The sequence below is a fragment of the Streptomyces sp. M92 genome (assembly GCF_028473745.1).
Taxonomy (GTDB): Bacteria; Actinomycetota; Actinomycetes; order Streptomycetales; family Streptomycetaceae; genus Streptomyces.
In genome coordinates this window covers 1,787,054-1,805,737 of sequence record NZ_CP101137.1, presented here as the reverse complement: position 1 = coordinate 1,805,737, position 18,684 = coordinate 1,787,054, and the positions used below count along the sequence as shown (strand labels likewise).

Here is an 18,684-nt window from a genome sequence, read left to right as displayed (position 1 = left end):
ACATGCACCGGGCATGTCCGAGCCACGTTCCGGACCCGAGTCATCGCCACGTTCAGAAGGAAAACACGACTACCCCGCGCGCGTCATCGGTTGGCCGGCCGGATGTCGGCCACAAGGTCCTGCCGCGCCCTGGCGACACGTTCGCGGGTGACCTCCGGCGTGTCCCCCTCGACGACCACATAGGCGCGCCGGGCGTGCGGGTCGCCGACGGGCGCGACCCGGTCGCCGACGGTATAGGGGAAGCGGGCTCCACGGACCCACGGGGTCACGGCGATGTCCTCCGTGCCGGTGTACGTCTCCAGCCGCCCCTCGGGCAGCAGGAAGAACCCGACCTCCGCGTACCGGGAAGCCTGGGGCACGACCGGGCGGCTGCCCAGGAGACCACTGAAGACCGCCGCCTCCAGGTCGAACCCGCGCGCGATCTCGAAGAGCAGGGGGATACGGTCGGCCCCCAGATGTGCTCGGCAGGACACGATTCGCGGCCCGTGGGGCAGCAACGCCACCTGCGTGTGGGCCGGGCCGGAACGGTACCCGCTCGCCGTCAGCCGCTCCTCGACCACCGCCCCGATGATCTTCTGCTCGTCGTCGGTCAGCGGCGCCGGGTGAAGGTATCCCGTCACGAGGAAGTGCGGGGGGCCGGTGGTGCGTTGAGCCGTCATTCCCAGGACGTGATGGACACCTTGCACGGTCAGCGTCTCCACGCTCACCCTGGGGGCCTCTGCGGGGACCCAGCCGTCGCCCTCGCCGACCCGTAGCCGCTCGTACACCGCCGGGGGGTTGGGCGACAGGCCCAGCCGCCACGCCTCCCGGGCCACCGGCAGGACGGAGTCTCCATGCCCGCAGTGCAGAACGGCGTCGATGCCATGGCTCTGCGCGGTGCGCGAGATGGTCTCGCGCAACCCGGTCTCATCGGCGAAGTCGGTGGTCAGCAGCTGCTCGGAGAACTCCTCGACGCGCGGCGCGAAGTCGGCCTCGAGCTGCGTCGGATCCCATACCGACCAGACGCGGAACCCCAGCTCGGCCCCCTTTCGGACGAGCTGGTGTCCCGGCATCACCAGGAGCAGTCTGAACTGCGGGCTTCTTGGCGAGTGTGCACACATACGAGCGACTGTGCCGTGCGGCCTTCCCGTCCTGTTCCCCTCTCCTTCCCCACCGGCCGGGGTGAGCGACGCGCGCGACCGCGGCGCGGAAAGGTCAACGCACCGCTTACCGACGGGTGATCCCGTCGCGGACGCGCGGAACGCCGGGCGTCCGTAGCGTCCGTCGTGCTTGCCGGCGCACGGCCGACGCAAGTCGCCCCGAGTCCGACCGATGACTCCCTTTTTCTGCTGCGGACTTCCGCTGGAACAGGTGTACTTCTGTGCTCAAAAACTGGGTGGTCAAGCCTGTCCGTCTTCCGCTTGTTCGCCGTCGTTGCCATGTGTGCCCGTCCAACAGTTTCCGGACGAGCGGGAAATTCCGCATCAACGCGAACCACAAACTCGTCGACGTCTGGCTCCTCGCGCTCTGCACGTCCTGCGGGGAGACCACGAAGCTGACGGTCATGGAACGGCTGAACGTGCGGTCCGTACGCCCGGAACTGCTGGACCGACTGCACGACAACGACGCCGGCCTGGCGGCCGAAATGCTCCAGGACCCAGTCATGCGGCGCCGCAATCGCATCGATCTCGACTGGGCCGACGCCTGGCGCCTCGACACCGACGGATCGGATCACCTGGACCGTGACGTGGTCGACGTCTCGGTCCGCTTCGCGGCGCGGATACCCGTACGACCGGCGCGGCTGATCGCCGAGGGCTGCGGCCTTTCGCGGGCCGAGGTCGAGAAACTCATCACGGATGGGAAGCTCGTCTCGGCCGTCCGGCTGAGCGGCAAGCTGTCCGGCGACTTCACCTTCACACTCAAGCGCTGAGCTCTCGTCGCCGGTCAACGGGCTGACGCGAAACGCTGGATGCCATCGCGGCGTGGTAGGTAGCATCGCCGACATGGCGCTGCGACCTGCCCACGTGATCATCAAGGCACTCGACCCCGCGGCGGTCGGCCGGTTCTGGGCGGAGGCGCTCGACTGGCACGCCTACCACCCGGGGGTGACCACCTACGTCGGACCCGCGGGCGGCCTGGTCTGGCCGCACCCGGAGGTCGTCGGCATCGATCTCGTTCCCGTCCCGGAAGCCAAGACGCCGGAGAAGAACCGTGTGCACCTCGATCTCGCCACCCGCGACGCGGCACATCAGGCGGAACTGGTCGCACGGCTGACGGCTCTCGGCGCGACGCCCGCCGACGTGGGTCAGGGCGATGTGCCCTGGACGGTCCTCGCCGACCCCGAGGGCAACGAATTCTGTGTGCGTGAACCCCGGGAGACCCACCAGGACACCGGACCGATCGCCGCGGTGGTGGTCGACTGCCTGGATCCCCGGGCCACGGCCCGGTTCTGGGGCGAGGCGATGGACTGGGCCTCGCACGAGGTCACCGACGAGCAGGCGGTGCTGCGCTCGGCCAAGGATGTCGGCCCGTACTTCACGTTCCTCCGCACGCCCGACGCGAAGAAAGTACCGGACCGCGTCCATCTTGACCTGCTGCCGTTCCACGGCGACGACAAGGAGGCGGAGGTGGCAAGGCTGCGAGCCCTCGGCGCCAACGACCTCGACGTCGGCCAGGGCGATGTCCCGTGGACGTGCCTGACAGACCCCGAGGATCACGAGTTCTGCGTACTCGCCCCGTCCTGACACGGATCGGAGCACCGCGCACCATCAGGCGTTCCCAGCCCCTGCCCCGGGTGGTCCGAGTCCCGCGACGGCCGGCCGTCGCGGGGCCGCGGGAGCGTTACCGGCGCCGCGGTCGGAGGACGCAGAACTCGTTGCCTTCGGGGTCGGCAAGCACGACCCACGACTGGTCGCCCTGGCCGATGTCCACCTGCCGTGCGCCGTGGGCCAGCAGGCGGGCCACCTCGGCCTCCTGGTCATCGGGCCTGAAGTCGAGATGCAGTCGGCTCTTGGCCTGTTTGCTCTCGGCGAGCCGGACGAATTCCACCCCCGGCAGACGGTCCGGCGCCGGGCGGATTCCGAATTCGTCATCGGTGGAGTGGACAACAACCCAGCCAAGCGCCTCCGCCCACCACTGACCCAAAACCTCCGGGTCCTGCGAGTGGACGATTACGTGCTCCCATTCCAAGGTCATCCGCCGAGCATAGGCGCGCCAGACGTCGACGACCATCGAGTCACTCTTTCGGGAATTTCGAGCGCGACAGTTGACCCTTCGGAGGCCGGAGGCCGTGTGAGGGGCGGTATGACGTCTACTGGTCCCCGTCGGCGAGCGCGGCCGCCAGGACGGGGCCGATCTGGTTCAGCGCCGAGGGACGCATCATCCGGAGATGCGTGGTGGCGATCTCGTGAGTCGTAATGCGGCCGCCGATGTGCGGGCGCCACTCGTCGGCCAGTGCGTTCGGGCCGGCCGTGTACAGCAGCAGATCGCCACCGAACCGGCCGGGGGTGAAGCGGACGCGCATCCGGCCGCTGTGCCTGACGGCGGCGGTCATCCGGGCGATCGTCTCCTCCGGCAGGCTGATGTCGCCGATCAGCTCCGCTACCGCTGCTTCGGGTTCGAGCTGGCCGTCGGCCCCGTCCCCCGTCTGCCTGCCGTCGGTCTCCCCGGCCACCGGCGACACGTCCAGAATGGCCAGCAGCTCCACCTGCTGCCCGTCCCGCTCGAGTTGTACCGCGATCGCGTGGGCGACCAGACCACCGAACGACCAGCCGAGCAACCGGTACGGTCCACGCGGTTGCACCGTACGGATGCGGCCCACGTAGTCCGCCGCCAACTGCTCGACGGTCTGCGGCATGACGGATTCGCCGCTCAAGCTCGGTGCCTGCAGTCCGTACAGCGGCGTCCCCGGATCGAGGTGGTGCAGCAGACCGGCGTAGGACCAACTCGTCCCGGTGGACGGATGCACGCAGAACAGCGGCGGCCGACTGCCGTGTCCCCGCAGCTCGAGCAGCACGTCACGGGCTCCGCCCTCGGTGGTGTGCCCCCCGATCAGCCGCGCGAGCGCGGCCGGTGTCGGTGCCTCGAACAACGCGCTGACCCCCAGCTCCGCTCCCAGCGCGGTCCGCACGCGGCTCACCAGAGTCGTCGCCATCAGCGAGTGCCCACCGAGGTCGAAGAACCCGTCGTCCGGGCCGACCTCGTCGACGCCGAGCACATCGGCGAACAACGTGCACAGCGCCGCCTCCGCCGGAGAGCGCGGGCGGCTTGCCGACGCGTCGAACGCCGGCGCGGGAAGCGCCCGCCGGTCGACCTTGCCGGTGGGCGACAGGGGGAACTCCGCGGCGACCATGACCACGGCCGGCACCGCGTGGGCGGGGAGATACCGGGAGACGAATTCCCTGGCATGCACCCCCAGTCGCGACGAGTGCGCCGAACCCGTCGATCTGTCCGGCGTGACATGCCCGACCAGGCACGGCTCGCCCCGGCCGTTCGTGCCGGCGACGACCACCGCGTCCGCCACGCCGGGGCACCGGGACAGCACCGACTCGACCTCGCCCAGTTCGATCCGGAACCCCCGGATCTTCACCTGGTCGTCCAGCCGCCCCGAGTACTCCAGACCCCAGCGCCCCCAGCGCACGAGGTCGCCGGTCCGGTACAGCCGCTCGCCGGCGGCACCGAACGGATCGGGTACAAACCGGTCGGCGGTCAGCCCGCCGCGACCCCAGTAGCCCCATCCCACGCCCACGCCGCCCACGTACAGCTCGCCCACCACTCCTGGCGCCACCAGGTTCATCCCGTCGTCCAGGACATAGCAGCGAACGCCGGGGAGAGGCCGTCCGACCAGCCCGGTCGTGGCCGTCCGGTCGCGGTCGAGGGCGGCGTGCGTGACATGCACGGTGGTCTCCGTGATGCCGTACATGTTCACCAGCTCGGGCTTGCCCGGATCGTGCCGCCCGTACCACTCCCCGAGCTTCGCCAGGTCGAGCGCCTCGCCGCCGAAGACCACGTAGCGCAGCGCCAGCCGAGCGGAGGTGACCGGGTCTTCGGCATCGGCTCGTGCGAGTTCGTAGAACGCCGACGGGGTCTGGTTGAGGACGGTGACCCGCCGCTCGGCCAGCAACCGCAGGAGGTCCGGCGCGGACCGGGCGACGGCGACCGGAACCACCACCAGCGTGCCGCCGTTCAGGAGCGCGCCCCACAGCTCCCAGACCGAGAAGTCGAACGCGTAGGAATGGAACAGCGTCCAGACGTCGTCCTCGCCGAAGTCGAACAGTACGCGGGCGGCGGCGAAGAGCGCCAGGACGTTGGCGTGGGCGACAACGACGCCCTTGGGCCGTCCCGTCGACCCGGAGGTGTAGATCATGTAGGCGGCGTCGCCGGGATCCCGCACGACCGGCGGAGCACTGTCAGGGGTGTCCGCCAGCCGGGCCGGCACGGCCGGATCGTCCAACAGGAGCACGGAGGCGCCGAGCCGGGGCGTCTTCGACGTGCCGACGACCACGACCGGGTCCGCGTCCCGCACCGTCCACGCGACGCGTTCCTCGGGATAGCTCGGGTCCAACGGCAGATAGGCCGCGCCGGTCTTCAGCACGGCGAGCAGCACCACCGGCAGGTCCACGGACCTCGGCAGGCACACCCCGACGAAGGTGCCGGGGCGGGCGCCGGAACCGGCCAGCAGGCGGGCCATCCGGTTCGCCCGGCCATCGAGCTCCCGATAGGACAGTGACAGGTCACCGCACACCACCGCCACGGCGTCCGGTCGTCGGCGCGCCTGCTCTTCGAACAGGTCGATCAGGTTCGCAGTCACGATGGAAGACGCTCCTTTTTCCTCGGCGCCGGATCGGAAGAACCAGTGAGCCGGACCCAGGTGGCCTCTGCCCGGCCGAACTCGGTTCCGTCAGGACCGAACAGCGCGCTGACCACCCGCGCGGTCCGTCCGACGGTCGCGATGCGCCGGGCCACGACGATCGTGGGCTTGCCGGACGGAGGGACAGCGCGGACGCGCGCGGACATCCTGCCGAGCACGTGCGGAGAGCCGGTCTGGTCGAGAGTCCAGCCGCCGGGACAGTCCAGCGCGGCCCACACGGTGTCGGGGTCCGGGTCATCAGGGGTCCAGATGCACGCGACAACACCCGGAAGACCGTCCACACCCCCAGGGGTCAGGTGCAGCGCGGCCGAGTCGGTCCTGGCGGTACCGCACACCAGGCACTCCGGGAACGGGTGCGCCACCGCACCCGCGAAGGACGCGCTCGCCCGTCGCGCAGCGGCGACGCTGACGAACGGCGCCACCGCCCGCTGACCGTGCTTCGCGGCGGAAACCGTCGCGACGAGCTCGTCCCCGTGCCGCACGAGGGCCCGCCCGCGATGCGCGTGGACGGTCAGCTCGGTGTCGAGCGGCAGGGCCGCGTGCAACTGGACCACAGCTGCCGGCCCGACCACGTCGGCAGCGGCCCTGGCGACCATCCCGCACGCGTATCCGCCGTTCGCGCTGCCGGGTGGGCCGTTGTGGGTCCGGGCGACCCGACAGGTCCGCACCTCAGTCATCAGCGGCCATTCCCTCGGCGAACTGGTGCAGCAGCGCGGCCGGCGCGCCGAGGAACGTGTGGTGCACGCCCGGCAGCACCACCCTGTGGACCTTCTCGGCGTACTGGTCCCACCCGCTCATGAGTTCGGGAGCGACCTCCTGGTCGTCCGTCCAGCCGATCGTGGTGATCGACGTGTCGAGGAGCACCGGCGCGGCCGGACGGTAGGCCTTGTTGGCCTCGACATCCGCTCTCAGCGTCTCCGTGACAAGGTCCAGAACCGTGTCGTCGAGCTCGCTGTCGCTCAGCGCGACCAGCTCCGCCCGCAGTTGCTCGTCCGTCATCGTCAAGTAGCTGCCATAGGGGCCTTCGTGGGGCGCGACCTGGGAGGAGAGAAACAGCCGTCGCGGCATCGGCAGGCCTTCGCGGCGCAGCGCGACGGCGATCTCGTAGACGATCAGCGCGGAACTGCAGTGCCCGAACAGTCCGAAGGGCCGGTCCATGGCGGGCAGAAGCGCCCCGACCACGTCCCTCGCGAGCTGTTCGTACGTCCCGAAGTGCGGCTCCCGCAGCCGGTTCTCCCGGCCCGGCAACTGCACCGGGCACAGTGCGGTGCCGTCCGCGGCGTCCGGCCACCGGGCGAACATGGAGGCACCCGCGCCCGAGTAGGGCAGGCAGAAGACCCGCGTCGGGGTGTCCGGCAGCGGCCGGGGCAGCCACCTGCGCATCGGAAGGGGCGATCCGCTCGTCATGGCCGTACTCCTCGTGCCGTCACCGGCAGACTGGTGTATCCCGCGATGAAGTTCGACCGCAGCCGTACGGGGTCGCCGACGACCCGGATGTCGGTGAAGCCGGTCAGCAGCTCCTGGAACATGACCCGCAGCGCGACCCTGGCGACGGAGTGACCGACGCAGTAGTGCGGGCCGACGCCGAAGGCGACATGCCTGTTGGGGCGCCTGCGGACGTCGAACGTGTCGGGCCGCGCGAACACGGCCTCGTCCCGGTTGGCCGATCCCAGCCATGCGACGACGGCATCGCCCGCGTGCACCGTGATGTCACGGATCCTGACGTCCCGCGTGGCGTACCGCATGAAGTGCTGCGCGGGCGAGGACCAGCGCAGCGCTTCCTCCACCCCGCTCACCAGCAGGTCCGGATGGGCCGCCCAGTCGGCCAGTGCGTCGGTCCCGGCGAGTTCGAGCAGTGCGGCACTCGGTGGCTGGGCGGTGGTCACGTTGGCGCCGAGCAACAGGCTGTAGCAGTTGGACACGATCTCACCCGGCGTGAGCCGCGCCCCGTCGACCTGCATGCCGAGGAGCACGCCGAGCAAGTCGTCGCCGGGGGCGGCCTGCCGCTCGGCGACCACGTCCTGGAAGTAGGCGAACAGCTCGCGATGCGCTCTCACGAGAGTCCGCTCCGGGCCGCCCGGGCCGACGAAGGCCGGGTCGTCCGGCGCGATGGACGCGCCCGTCAGCCGGGTCAGCTCGGGCCAGTCCGCGCGGGGAAGCCGCATCCACGAACCGATGACCGCCATCGGCATGGCCGCCGTGGCCGCGGCGAAGTCGAACACGCCGCCGTCCTTCATGGGGGCGAGCAGTTCCAGGATCAGGGACCGGATACGCGGCAGGTCCCGCTCCACCTCCCTGACCGACAGGGCGCGCTGCAGCGGCTCCCGAAGCCGCGCGTGCCGGGGCGGGTCGGTGACCGCCATCTGCCGGCCACCGGCCGGGTCGCCCTTGCCGAGAAGGGTGAGCAGCGATCCCTTCTCGGAGGTGAACGTGACGTGGTCCCGCAGCACGTGTCGCACGTCGTCGTACCGGGTCACGGACCAGAACCCGTCGTCGCCGACCGGGTGCCAGCTGATCGGCGCCTCCCGTCGCAGGGTCCGCCAGACGGCGTGCACGTCCGTGGTGGCGAACGTGTCCGACGCGAACAGGTCGATCCCCGGTGCGGCGTGCATCGGGCAGCGTCCCGCCTCCACGGCGACGGTCATCGCTGCGCTCCGCTCCGCAGCGCGGTCTCCAGCTGCTCGCCGAGCTCGCTCAGGGTCGGCTGCAGATAGAGGACGCGCGCCGGAATCGTGACGCCGAACTCCGCCCGCACCGCGCCGAGCAGTTCCGTGGCGTTCAGCGAATGGCCGCCGAGGTCGAAGAAGTCGTCGTCGGCGCCGATCGGCTCCACACCGAGCACGCCTTCCCACAGCCCGGCCAGACGGTGCTCCACGTCGGTCCGCGGCGCGACGAAGTCGTCGGGCACGCCGCGTGCCATCAGGTCCGGCATCGGCAACGCGCCACGGTCGATCTTCCCGTTGCCGGTCAGCGGCAGGGTGTCCCGCACCAGGACGGCCCACGGGATCATCGGCGCCGGAAGAGTCTCCCGCAGCTGTTCGCGCAGCCGCTCGCCCCAGTGCGGCGGGGGCACGTCCTCCGGTACGACGTAGGCCACGAGTCGTTTCGTGCCGTCGGCGGCGCTCCGTGCGACGACGGCGGTACGGCTGACCCCCGGCAGGCGGTGCAGCGCGGTCTCGACCGCGCCCGGCTCGACCCGGTGGCCGAGGATCTTGACCTGGTCGTCGACCCGGCCGACGAACTCGCAGACGCCGTCCGGCCGCAGCCGGACGAGGTCGCCGGTGCGGTACATCCTCGCCCCCGGCTCGGTCGCGAACGGGTCGGGCACGAACCGGTCGGCCGTGGCGCCCGGCTGACCGAGATAGCCGCGCGCGAGCCCGGCCCCCGACACGTACAACTCGCCGCAGGCGCCTGCCTCGACGGGCCGCAGGTCGGGGCCGAGGACCACCGTGCGCGTGTCGTTGACGGGCGTTCCGATGGGAATGGTGCCGGGACCGTCCCAGGCGGCGGCGGTCGTCGTCCAGGTGGTGGTGAACGTCGTGTTCTCGGTCGGGCCGTATCCGTTGGTGAACGTGATGTCCGGATGTGCCGCGAGCAGCCGCGCGACCGGGCCCGTCTGGATCACGTCGCCGCCCGCGACGAGGTGACGTACGCCGGCGAACGCGCCGATGTGGTGCGCGACCATCTCGTGGAACAGGCCGGCCGTCAGCCACAGCACGGTCACACCGTGCTCCCGTACGGCTTCCGCCACCGCGTCCAGGGTGAGCCGGCCGGGCGGCGCCATCACGAGGTGGCAGCCGTGGGTCAGCGCTGCCCAGATCTCGAAGGTGGAGGCGTCGAACGCCAGCGGGGCCGCCTGGAGGAACACATCGGCCGGGCCCACGGCCATCCAGTTCATGTCCGTGACCAGCCTGAGGACCGCGCGGTGCGGGACCATCACGCCCTTCGGCCGCCCGGTCGAGCCGGACGTGAAGCTGACGTAGGCGAGGTCGTCGGCGGTGGTGCTCGCCGGGGCGCCGCAGGACGGGCTCACGACCGATGGCGAGAGCGTGGTGAACCGGCCAGGCACGCTCGCGCACAACTTGTCGTCCGCCACGACGAACTCCACGCCGGCGTCCGTCAGCAGCTCCTCCCGCCGCTGCGGCGGATCGTCGGGGTCGATCCCGACGTAGGCCGCGCCGACCCGCAGGATCGCCAGCAGCGCCACGATCATCCCGGTGGAGCGTCGCATCAGGACACCGACGACGTCGCCTGGCCGGACGCCGGCCGTCGTCAGCGCGTCCGCCAGCCGGTCCCCCCGGCTGACCAGCTGATCGTAGGTGAGTGTCTCGCCGTCGCACGTGATCGCGGGAGCCGAAGGACTGCGCAGGGCATGCCGGACGACGCGTTCGTACAGCATCTTAATTCCCCTCCATTCGCCGTCGGACGCTCAGCGGCCTCATGTCGGTCCACACGAGGTCGATGTGGTCCAGGCACTTCTGTCGGGGCCCGCGAAATCCCTCGGCGGTCCACCCCGACGGAACTTCCCGATCGGCCGGAAGAACTGAGTACTGTTCCTCACCATTGAGTACGACGATGTAATCGACGTTGTCGTCGACGTCCACCATGATCGACCTCCGTATGTCGTCGGCAAATACTCGTTCGCTATTTCTGCCTGCCGCGGGTCGTCGTCACCAGCACGACCGCGGCCAGCGGCGCCAGGCCCGCCAGCAGCAGCCCCGCCCCGGCGCCGACGCGTGTCACGAACCAACCGGTCACCGGGCCGGCGAGCGCGATGCCCAGGTAGCCGATGGCGGAGAAGTATCCGAACGCCTCCGCCAGCCGCTCCGCCGGAGCCTGTTCGGAGACCAGCAGAATGACCGCGCTGTCGCCCGGTGCGAAGGCCAGTCCGGCGACCAGCAGGCAGGCGACGGAAACCCACAACTCGGGTGCCGCGGCGGCGCCTGCCATGACGGCGCCGTAGGCGGCCACCAGGACGCACGCCACCGTGCGTGTCGTCACCTTCCGCAACGGGTTCGTCGACGGCAGACCGGCGTAGACCGATCCACTGACCGCACTCGTGGCGAAGAGGCCCGCGAGCACCAGACCGCCGTTGGTCGCGGGCTCGCCGTGCTCGGTCATCAGGGCCGGCAGCGCCACGTCGAGCGCGCCGAGGTTGATCCCGATGCCCGCGTTGAGGACGAGCGGCGCCCACAGCAGCCCGAGCAACGCGCGTACCGAGGCATGGTGCCGTGTCGCGCTGCCCGGCTCCCTCCTCGGCAGCGTCCAGCTGAGCAGGGCGCCCGCGGCCGTCACCGCGGCCACGACGCCGACGCAGGCCTGCGGTCCGATCGCGGCAGCCACCACGGCTGCCAGCGCTGGGCCGCCGATCCAGGCCACCTGCACGGCGACCGCGTCGGCCGCGTAGGCCTGGGTGAGCTGGGAGGGGTGGAGGAAGTGGGGCAGGATCGACCGGTAGGCCCCGCCCACCCCGGAGCCCGCGCACGCGGCAAGGACGACGAACACCAGCAGCAGCCACAACGGAGCGCCCGCGGCCGCCGCGACCGAGGTGGCGACGAGCCCGGCAGTCGCGGCGAGCAGGGACCACCCGAGGGCGTGGGGCAGTACGGCCCGGTCCATCTGCCGCCCACGCCACGGAGCACACACCGCGTACGTCATCGCGCTCGCACCGCTGAGCAGGCCACTGCCCATGAACGACCCGGTCGCCTCGTGCGCCGTGAGCACCAGCGCGACCGGAAGCGCGGTCTGCGGCAGCCTGGCCAGGGACGCCGCGGCCAACCACCGGATCCAGACCTGGTGGTGCCGCAGCGGCTTGGCTCGCGCGTCCGCCGGCGGACTGGCAGTGACCTGCACGTCGTGCCTCCTCATCTCAGATCGGCATCGCGCCGCTGAGCAGCGCCTCGCGCTCACTGGGCAGCAGCACGTCGGCCGTGTCGAGCCGGGCAGCCGGATCGGCCACCGCGCTCCGCATCATCTGGACCAGACGCCGGGTCAGCGCGACGACCGTCTCCCGGTCGAAGACGTCGGTGGCGAACTCGACCAGACCGGCCATCCCTTCCGCAGTGCCGTCGGCTCCGCGCCGTTCGGTGAACGAGAACGACAGGTCGAACTTGGCGGTCTGCGCGTCGATCTGCCGCCTGGTCACCGTGACACCGGGGAGATCGAGCTCGGCCTCGCCCGCGCCCTGCAGCGTGAGGGTCACCTGGAAGAGCGGGTTGTGGCTCAACGAGCGGGTCGGCCTGAGCTCCTCGACCAGTCGTTCGAACGGCACGTCCTGGTTGGCGTACGCGGCGAGGTCGGTCTCGCGCACTCGCGCCAGCAGCTCAGTGAACGTCGGATTGCCACTGGTGTCGGTGCGCAGGACCAGCGTGTTGACGAAGAAGCCGACCAGGTCGTCGAGGGCGTCGTCGTTGCGACCGGCGATAGGGGCGCCGATCGGAATGTCGGTGCCCGCGCCGATCCGGGTGAGCAGGCCGGCCAGAGCCGTCTGCAGCGCCATGAACAGGCTGGCGCGTCCGGCGCCGGCGAAGCGCGCGAGAGCGGCGTGCAGGTCGGCGTCGAGCTCGAAATGCACGGTCTCGCCCCGATGGCCGCGCACGGCCGGGCGTGGCCGGTCCAGCGGCAGCTCGAGCCTCTCGGGCAGACCGGCCAGTTGCTCGGCCCAGAACGTCACCTCGTCGGTGGCGGCCCCGCCGTCCGCGCCGAGGAGCTCCCGCTGCCACAGCGTGTAATCCGCGTACTGGACCGGCAACGGCGTCCACTCCGGTGCGTTGCCGGCACGCCGGGCCGCGTACGCGGTGGACAGGTCCCGCAGCAGCGGCCCCATCGACCAGTGGTCGGTGGCGATGTGGTGCAGGCAGATCAGCAGCACATGCCGGTTCGAGCCGAGCCGGAAGAGCACCACCCGGATCGGCGGCGCGTCGGCGAGGTCGAACCGGCGGTCCACTTCGACCGCCATCGCGTCGCGGACCTCGGCCTCCGAGCAGTCCACCGTGGTCAGCACCGAGCTTCCGGAGTCGAGGAGGTGCTGCCACGGCTCGTCGCCGAAGACCGGGAACGCGGTCCGTAGGCTTTCGTGCCTGCCCATCACGTCACCGATCGCCGCGCGCAGTGCGGCCACGTCCACCCCACCGGTCAGCGAGAAGGCCGACGGGAGGTGGTAGGCCGAACCATGACCCGCCGACGTCTCCAGCTGTTCCACGAACCACAGCCGACGCTGGGCGAAGGACAACGGCACGCGCTGTGGGCGGGGCACGACTCGGGCGCTCGGCCTGGTCGACGCCGGGTCGTCGATGGCGTTGGCGATGCCCGCGACAGTCGGCCGTTCGAAGATCACTCGTACCGGCAGGTCGACGCCCAGCACCGCACGCACCCGGCTCGCCAGCCGGGCGACCTGCAAGGAGTGGCCGCCTAGCTCGAAGAAGTCGTCGTCGACCCCGACCTCGGCGATCTTCAGCACGTCGGCGACCAGCCGGCACAACAGCTCTTCCTGCGGCGTGCGCGGGGAGCGGCCGCCGACCGCCCACTGTGGCGACGGCAGCGCCGAGAGATCCACTTTGCCGTTGGCGTTCACCGGCATCCGATCCAGCACGACGTACGACGCGGGGACCATGAACGCGGGCAGGATGTCGGAGAGATACCGCCGCAACCGCGCCGGTACGAGCCGGGTGCCGTCCACCCCCACCGCGTACGCCACTAGGCGGACGTCCCCCGGCACCGGCTCGACCGCGGTCACGACCGCGCGTGCCACGTCGGGGTGCTTGACCAGAGTCGCCTCGACCTCCCCCGGCTCGACCCTGTACCCCCGGATCTTGACCTGGTGGTCGGCCCGGCCGACGAAGGCCAGGGTGCCGTCACCGGTCCACCGCGCCAGGTCGCCCGTGCGGTACATCCGCCCGCCGGTGCCCACGAACGGATCGGGCAGGAATCGCTCCGCGGTCAGTGCGGGCCTCGCCAGATAACCGCGGGCGATGCCCGCACCGGCGACGAAGATCTCGCCGATCACTCCCGGCGGGACCGGTCGCAAGTCCTTGTCCAGCAGGTAGATCCGCTGGTTCCACACCGGACGGCCGATGGGCACGGCCGCGGACGGCTCCCGGGCGGCCGCCCGCCCGGACTGGCCGAGCATGGTCGCGGCGTGCGTCTCGGTCGGACCGTAGTAGTTGAGCAGCCTGCGCTCGGTGGGACCGCTCAGCATCGCCCGGATGTCGTCGCTCAGCATCAGCGGCGATCCTGCCTGCGCGATGTCGGTGAACGCGGGCAGTTCGAGGCCCTCGGCGACGGCGGCCGAGCAGATGCTGTCGATCATCAGGGTCGGCGCGATGGCCATGGTCACCCGGTGCCGGTCCATCCAGTGCACCAGTCGTACGGGATCGGTGCGCACATCCGGTCCGGGGATCGCGATCGTGCCGCCGCTGACCAGGGCGGGCAGGGTTTCCTCCAGGGACACGTCGAAGCCCACGCTCGCCAGCTGCGCGACGACGCCGCCGGAGTCGCCAGTCTCGCGGTCCGCCTGCCAGCACACCATGTTGAGCAGACCGGCGGCCGGCATGACCACGCCCTTGGGCGTCCCGGTCGAGCCGGAGGTGTAGATCAGGTAGGCCGCGGCGGCGGGGTCGCCGGTGCGGCGCTCGTCCTCGGTGAGCGCCGTCGCCGGGTGCCGCTCGACCCGCGCCATGCCGTCAGGGGAGTCGACGACCAGCGCGCCGGGCACCCGGTGTGCGTGCTCGCGGTGGGTCACGACGACCACCGGCGCGGCGTCCTCGATCATGAAACTGAGCCGTTCGTCGGGGTGGTCCGGGTCCACCGGCAGGTAGACCGCACCGGCCTTGACCGTGGCCAGCAGCGCGACCAGGAGATCCACGGACCGCTCGAGGAGCACCGCGACCACGCGCTCCTGGCCCGCGCCACGGCTGATCAGTTCCCTGGCCAACCGGTTGGCCCTGGCGTGCGTCTCCGCGTACGTGACGCTGAGCGTGTCGGTGACCGCGGCGATCGCCGACGGTGTGCGCGCGGCCCGGTCCTCGAGCAACGTCACCAGGTCGGCGGCCGGAAGGGGCCGGCTGGAGTCGTTCCACTCGGTCAGCACCCGGCGCCGGCCGGCCGCGGACAGCAGTTCGCCCTGCGACACCGGCCGGTCCGGATCGGCGACGGCCTGGGCGAGGACCACGCGGAACTGCTCGGCCATGGCCTCGACGGTGCCCCGGTCGTACAGGTCGGAGGAGTACTCGATCACTCCGTCGACCCCGCCCGGCGTGCCGTCGGCAGATCGCCGTTCCCGGATCGAGAAGAACAGCTCGAACCGCGACACCCCGATGTCGACCGGGTCGAACCGGGAGTCGACGCCGGGCGCGTCGAGCGCGGGATCGACGTGCGTCTGCACCGCGAGCATCACCTGGAACAGCGGGTTCAGACCGAGCGAACGCACCGGGTTGACCGCCTCGACCACCCGCTCGAACGGCACGTCCTGCGCGTCGAACGCGGCGAGGTCGGTCGCCCGGACGCGCTCGACCAGCTCTCGGAAGGTCGGCTCGCCGGAGGTGTCGGTGCGCAGCACCAGCGTGTTGACGAAGAAGCCGACGAGGTCGTCGAGCGCCGTGTCGGTGCGCCCGGCGACAGGTGCGCCGATCGGCAGGTCGGTGCCCGCGCCGAGCCTGGTCAGCAGGGCACTGAGGCCCGCGTGCAGGAGCATGAACAGCGTCGCCTGGTGCTCGCGGCCGAGGTCGGTGAGCCTCTGGTGCAGTTCCGCGTCGAGGTGGAAGGGCACGCGGCCGCCGCGGTAGCTGGTGGTGGAACGGGGGCGGTCGGCGGGCAGGGCGATCTGCGCGGGCAGGTCTTCGAGCGCCGTCAGCCAGTAGTCCAGCTGCTCGGCCAGCATCCCGTCGTCGTCCCCGTCGGCGAGTTCCCGCTGCCACTGTGCGTAGTCGGCGTACCGCACGGGCAGGTCCGGCCACGTCGGAGTCTCCCCGGCCAGCCGGGAGCGGTAGGCGGCGGACAGGTCGCGCCGCAGCGGCTCGAATGACCAGCCGTCGACGGCGATGTGATGGAACGACAGCAGGAGCACGTGCTCCTGCGGCCCGAGGACGAACAGGGTCGCCCGAAGTGGCACGTCGACGGTCAGGTCGAAACCCACAGCCGCACGCCGCCGCACCGCCTCCGCCGCCTCGCCGGGCTCGACAGGAACCACCGGCATGACGGTCGCCAGATCAGGAACCTCCAGGACCTGCTGCACCGGCGTGCCCGACTCGGCCGGGAAGACGGTCCGGAGCGCTTCCTGCCGGGAGATCACTTCACGCACCGCGTGCCGGAGCGCGTCGTGGTCCAGCTCGCCCGACAGCCACAAGGCCACCGGGATGTTGTAACCGGCCCCACCGCCGGCAACCTGGTTCAGGAACCAGAGGCGTTGCTGCTCGAACGACAACGGGACCTGCGTGGGCCGTTCCTTCGGCGCGACGGGCGGACGAGTCGTCCGGTACGAGTCGAGCCTGTCCGTCAGCCCGATCGGAGTCGGCGCCGCGAAGAACTCCCGTGCGGTGACGTCGACCCCGAACGCGGCACGCAACCGGCCCAGAAGACGGGACGCCAGCAGCGACTCACCGCCCAGTTCGAAGAAGTCGTCGTCCGGAGCCACCGAAGGCCGACCGAGCAGCTCGGCGAATATCGACCGTACGAGATCCGTTCTCGGGTCCATTCCCGATCGCTCCGTCGCGGAGTCCTGATACACGGACATAGACGCCCCCTTGCGCGGCAACACGGCACTGCTTGAAAAGAGGTCGATTGAGCTGGGAAATCCCGGTCACTCGGAATGAAAAGCGAGCGGCAAATACTCGAGGCTGTTGGTGACGTAGGACGGCTTGCGCCGCGGCTCACCGACCTGCTCGATTCTGGCCACGCTGCGCAGTGTTTCTTCGAGAAATACCCCGATCATCACTCTGGCCAGCGGTGCGCCGATGCAGAAATGGCGTCCGCCACCGAAACTCACGTGCCGGTTGGGGGTCCGGTCCAGATGGAGCTCCATCGGCTGGTCGAACTCGTTCTCGTCCCGGTTGAGCGACGACAACCACACGCTCACCGCCTGGCCCGCCTTGATCTCGACGCCCCCGACGGACGTGTCGGTGACAGCGGTGCGCATGAGGTGACTCACCGGCGCGATCCAGCGCACGAGCTCCTCGATGGCCGTCTTGAGCGAGACCGCCCCGGAGCGCAGCACTTGCAGCTGCACCGGGTTGGCGAGCAGCGCGAGCAGCCCGCCGCTCAGCACCTGACGCGTCGTTTCCCCCGCCGCCACAGCCAGGTTGTCGCAGGTCAGGATGATCTCATCGTCGGTGATGTCCAGGCCGTCCGCCTGGGCGAGGACGAACGCCGACACCACGTCATTCGTCGGCCGCGCCCTGCGCTCCTCGATCACGTCGGCGTAGTAGGCGAGCACCTCGAGGTGCGCCTGCTGCGCGGCCGTCCCGTCCAGGTCGACGATGTTGCCCACGGCCGCCTCGGCGTAGCCGGCGATCCGCTCCACGTCCTCACCCTCGACACCGAGCAGGCCGGCGATGACCTGGAGCGGGTACGGCGCCGCGACGTCGTTGGCGAAGTCGTGGGGACCGGCGTCGACGACACCACGCAGCAAGGACCGCGACACCTCTGTCGCCCTGGCCCGGAACCCGGCGGCCGCCTTGGGCGTGAACAGCGCGGCGGCCGCTTTGCGCAGTACATCGTGCCGAGGCGGGTCGGAGAGCGTCATCATCACACCCGCACCCGGATACGGATCGGACAGATTGGGCCGCAGGAACGTCCCCCTGGCCGAGCTGAACCGCTTCCAGTCGCTCAGTACGTCAAGGCCCTCGGCGTAGGTCGTGACCGCCCAGAACGGTTCGTGATCCGGTTCGTCGTGCCAGGAGACCGGGCATTCTCTGCGCAGTCGCGCCCAGGCGCCGTGCGGATCGCCGTCGGAGTAGAGACGAGGATCGGTCAACCTGGTCATGACGGGGGCGGCGGCATCCACGGCGATCACTTCCTCAGGATCGTCCGGAAGGCGCGATCATCCCGGTCTCGACGGCCAGGCGGTCGAAGAAGGCCGTCCAGTGACGCCACATCTCCTCGGCGCAGTCGATGACCGCCTGCTCCTCGTCCGGAGCGAGCCCCGAGAACAGGGCGTCGGTCGCCTGGTCGACGTGGTCGGGCTCCTGCGCGACATGGATGTCGACCCACGCGTTGCGCTCCGTGCCGGACTCCCGCTTCACGGCCGCACCGATCGCCGAGACCATCAGCAGGTCCGTGACCTCGGTGGCGAAGATGCCGCCGAGCGCGGCACACCGGTCCGCCGAGCACTTCTCGTACCAGTCCACCAGCGCGGCGGTCTCCGCGAACGGCGCGGAACCGGTCACCGTCCGCCGGTCGTAGCCCGCCTTCTCCATGCTGTCGGCATAGATCACCTCGTGCGCCGCCGTGGCCGACCGGGCACCGGCCTCCTGCGAAAGAATGCGCGTGATCGCGCTCTTCGACTCGATGTCGGGCAGGACCGAGATGCAGCGCGCGAGGAAGGTCGGGAAGTAATGCAGCGGGTGCCACCACTGGCCGAGAAAGGTCCCGACGTGCTCGTGTGAAAGTTCGCGGCTGTGCACCTGCTTGAAGAACTCGTGGTCGACAAAGGCGCGGTGCGCCTCCGTCCCGACGAGCCGGTCGGATATCGATTCAACGATTGCGACTGCCATGATGTCCTTCTCCTTTCGCAGTAGGCCCGGCACCGTCCGAGATTCCGATAAGGTACGGAATGGAACGGCTCACTCAAGTGTTCTCTGACCACACGACTGTCGATGGCAAGTCCGCCCCCGGCAATTAGT

General features: G+C 70.6%; 14 protein-coding genes. 2 read left to right on the top strand and 12 right to left on the bottom strand.

The window, feature by feature from the left end; genetic code table 11:
- Nucleotides 1-83: 83 nt before the first annotated feature.
- Nucleotides 84-1,052 (bottom strand): phosphoribosylglycinamide synthetase, encoded by a 969-nt coding sequence (locus M6G08_RS08175; protein ID WP_272591285.1) that lies wholly within the window; start codon nucleotides 1,050-1,052, stop codon nucleotides 84-86.
- Nucleotides 1,053-1,360: 308 nt separating this feature from the next.
- Here M6G08_RS08175 and M6G08_RS08170 point away from each other — a divergent pair, with 308 nt between their 5' ends.
- The gene (locus M6G08_RS08170) at nucleotides 1,361-1,909 is read left to right on the top strand and encodes a DUF1062 domain-containing protein (protein WP_272586503.1); all 549 of its coding nucleotides are present in this window, start codon (nucleotides 1,361-1,363) and stop codon (nucleotides 1,907-1,909) included.
- Between the two features lie 73 nt (nucleotides 1,910-1,982).
- A complete protein-coding gene (locus tag M6G08_RS08165; protein ID WP_272586502.1) occupies nucleotides 1,983-2,723 on the top strand; it encodes a VOC family protein in 741 nt (246 codons plus the stop codon).
- Between the two features lie 97 nt (nucleotides 2,724-2,820).
- Here the strand turns inward: M6G08_RS08165 and M6G08_RS08160 are convergent, their stop codons facing one another.
- The 11 genes from M6G08_RS08160 to M6G08_RS08110 form a co-directional block, all read right to left on the bottom strand.
- Entirely contained in the window at nucleotides 2,821-3,174 is a 354-nt protein-coding gene (locus M6G08_RS08160) for a VOC family protein (protein WP_272591284.1), read from the bottom strand.
- Between the two features lie 115 nt (nucleotides 3,175-3,289).
- Nucleotides 3,290-5,788 (bottom strand): amino acid adenylation domain-containing protein, encoded by a 2,499-nt coding sequence (locus tag M6G08_RS08155; RefSeq protein WP_272586501.1) that lies wholly within the window; start codon nucleotides 5,786-5,788, stop codon nucleotides 3,290-3,292.
- Nucleotides 5,785-6,525 carry a hypothetical protein gene (locus M6G08_RS08150; RefSeq protein WP_272586500.1) on the bottom strand — a complete coding sequence of 247 codons (741 nt, stop codon included), beginning with the start codon at nucleotides 6,523-6,525 and terminating at the stop codon, nucleotides 5,785-5,787. The genes M6G08_RS08155 and M6G08_RS08150 overlap by 4 nt, the downstream gene beginning before the upstream one ends.
- Nucleotides 6,518-7,255 (bottom strand): thioesterase II family protein, encoded by a 738-nt coding sequence (locus M6G08_RS08145; RefSeq protein ID WP_272586499.1) that lies wholly within the window; start codon nucleotides 7,253-7,255, stop codon nucleotides 6,518-6,520. The genes M6G08_RS08150 and M6G08_RS08145 overlap by 8 nt, the downstream gene beginning before the upstream one ends.
- Nucleotides 7,252-8,493 (bottom strand): cytochrome P450, encoded by a 1,242-nt coding sequence (locus M6G08_RS08140; protein ID WP_272586498.1) that lies wholly within the window; start codon nucleotides 8,491-8,493, stop codon nucleotides 7,252-7,254. The genes M6G08_RS08145 and M6G08_RS08140 overlap by 4 nt, the downstream gene beginning before the upstream one ends.
- Complete coding sequence (locus M6G08_RS08135) at nucleotides 8,490-10,247, bottom strand: non-ribosomal peptide synthetase (RefSeq protein WP_272586497.1); 1,758 nt, start codon at nucleotides 10,245-10,247, stop codon at nucleotides 8,490-8,492. Before M6G08_RS08135 ends, M6G08_RS08140 begins: the two co-directional genes overlap by 4 nt.
- Before the next feature lies 1 nt (nucleotide 10,248).
- Entirely contained in the window at nucleotides 10,249-10,455 is a 207-nt protein-coding gene (locus M6G08_RS08130) for an MbtH family protein (RefSeq protein ID WP_272586496.1), read from the bottom strand.
- A gap of 37 nt (nucleotides 10,456-10,492) precedes the next feature.
- Complete coding sequence (locus M6G08_RS08125) at nucleotides 10,493-11,701, bottom strand: MFS transporter (protein ID WP_272586495.1); 1,209 nt, start codon at nucleotides 11,699-11,701, stop codon at nucleotides 10,493-10,495.
- Between the two features lie 16 nt (nucleotides 11,702-11,717).
- A complete protein-coding gene (locus M6G08_RS08120; RefSeq protein WP_272586494.1) occupies nucleotides 11,718-16,538 on the bottom strand; it encodes a non-ribosomal peptide synthetase in 4,821 nt (1,606 codons plus the stop codon).
- A 105-nt stretch (nucleotides 16,539-16,643) separates the two neighbouring features.
- Nucleotides 16,644-17,855 (bottom strand): cytochrome P450, encoded by a 1,212-nt coding sequence (locus M6G08_RS08115; RefSeq protein WP_272586493.1) that lies wholly within the window; start codon nucleotides 17,853-17,855, stop codon nucleotides 16,644-16,646.
- Nucleotides 17,856-17,859: 4 nt separating this feature from the next.
- Nucleotides 17,860-18,555, bottom strand: a complete 696-nt coding sequence (locus M6G08_RS08110; RefSeq protein WP_272586492.1) for an iron-containing redox enzyme family protein — start codon at nucleotides 18,553-18,555, stop codon at nucleotides 17,860-17,862.
- Between the last annotated feature and the right edge of the window lie 129 nt (nucleotides 18,556-18,684).

Bases quoted from the DNA above. Each gene is read 5' to 3' on its own strand.
- M6G08_RS08175 (WP_272591285.1), bottom strand. From the start codon at position 1,052: ATGCCGGGACACCAGCTCGTCCGAAAGGGGGCCGAGCTGGGGTTCCGC.
- M6G08_RS08165 (WP_272586502.1), top strand. From the start codon at position 1,983: ATGGCGCTGCGACCTGCCCACGTGATCATCAAGGCACTCGACCCCGCG.
- M6G08_RS08160 (WP_272591284.1), bottom strand. From the start codon at position 3,174: ATGACCTTGGAATGGGAGCACGTAATCGTCCACTCGCAGGACCCGGAG.
- M6G08_RS08150 (WP_272586500.1), bottom strand. From the start codon at position 6,525: ATGACTGAGGTGCGGACCTGTCGGGTCGCCCGGACCCACAACGGCCCA.
- M6G08_RS08145 (WP_272586499.1), bottom strand. From the start codon at position 7,255: ATGACGAGCGGATCGCCCCTTCCGATGCGCAGGTGGCTGCCCCGGCCG.
- M6G08_RS08140 (WP_272586498.1), bottom strand. From the start codon at position 8,493: ATGACCGTCGCCGTGGAGGCGGGACGCTGCCCGATGCACGCCGCACCG.
- M6G08_RS08135 (WP_272586497.1), bottom strand. From the start codon at position 10,247: ATGCTGTACGAACGCGTCGTCCGGCATGCCCTGCGCAGTCCTTCGGCT.
- M6G08_RS08130 (WP_272586496.1), bottom strand. From the start codon at position 10,455: ATGGTGGACGTCGACGACAACGTCGATTACATCGTCGTACTCAATGGT.
- M6G08_RS08120 (WP_272586494.1), bottom strand. From the start codon at position 16,538: ATGGACCCGAGAACGGATCTCGTACGGTCGATATTCGCCGAGCTGCTC.
- M6G08_RS08110 (WP_272586492.1), bottom strand. From the start codon at position 18,555: ATGGCAGTCGCAATCGTTGAATCGATATCCGACCGGCTCGTCGGGACG.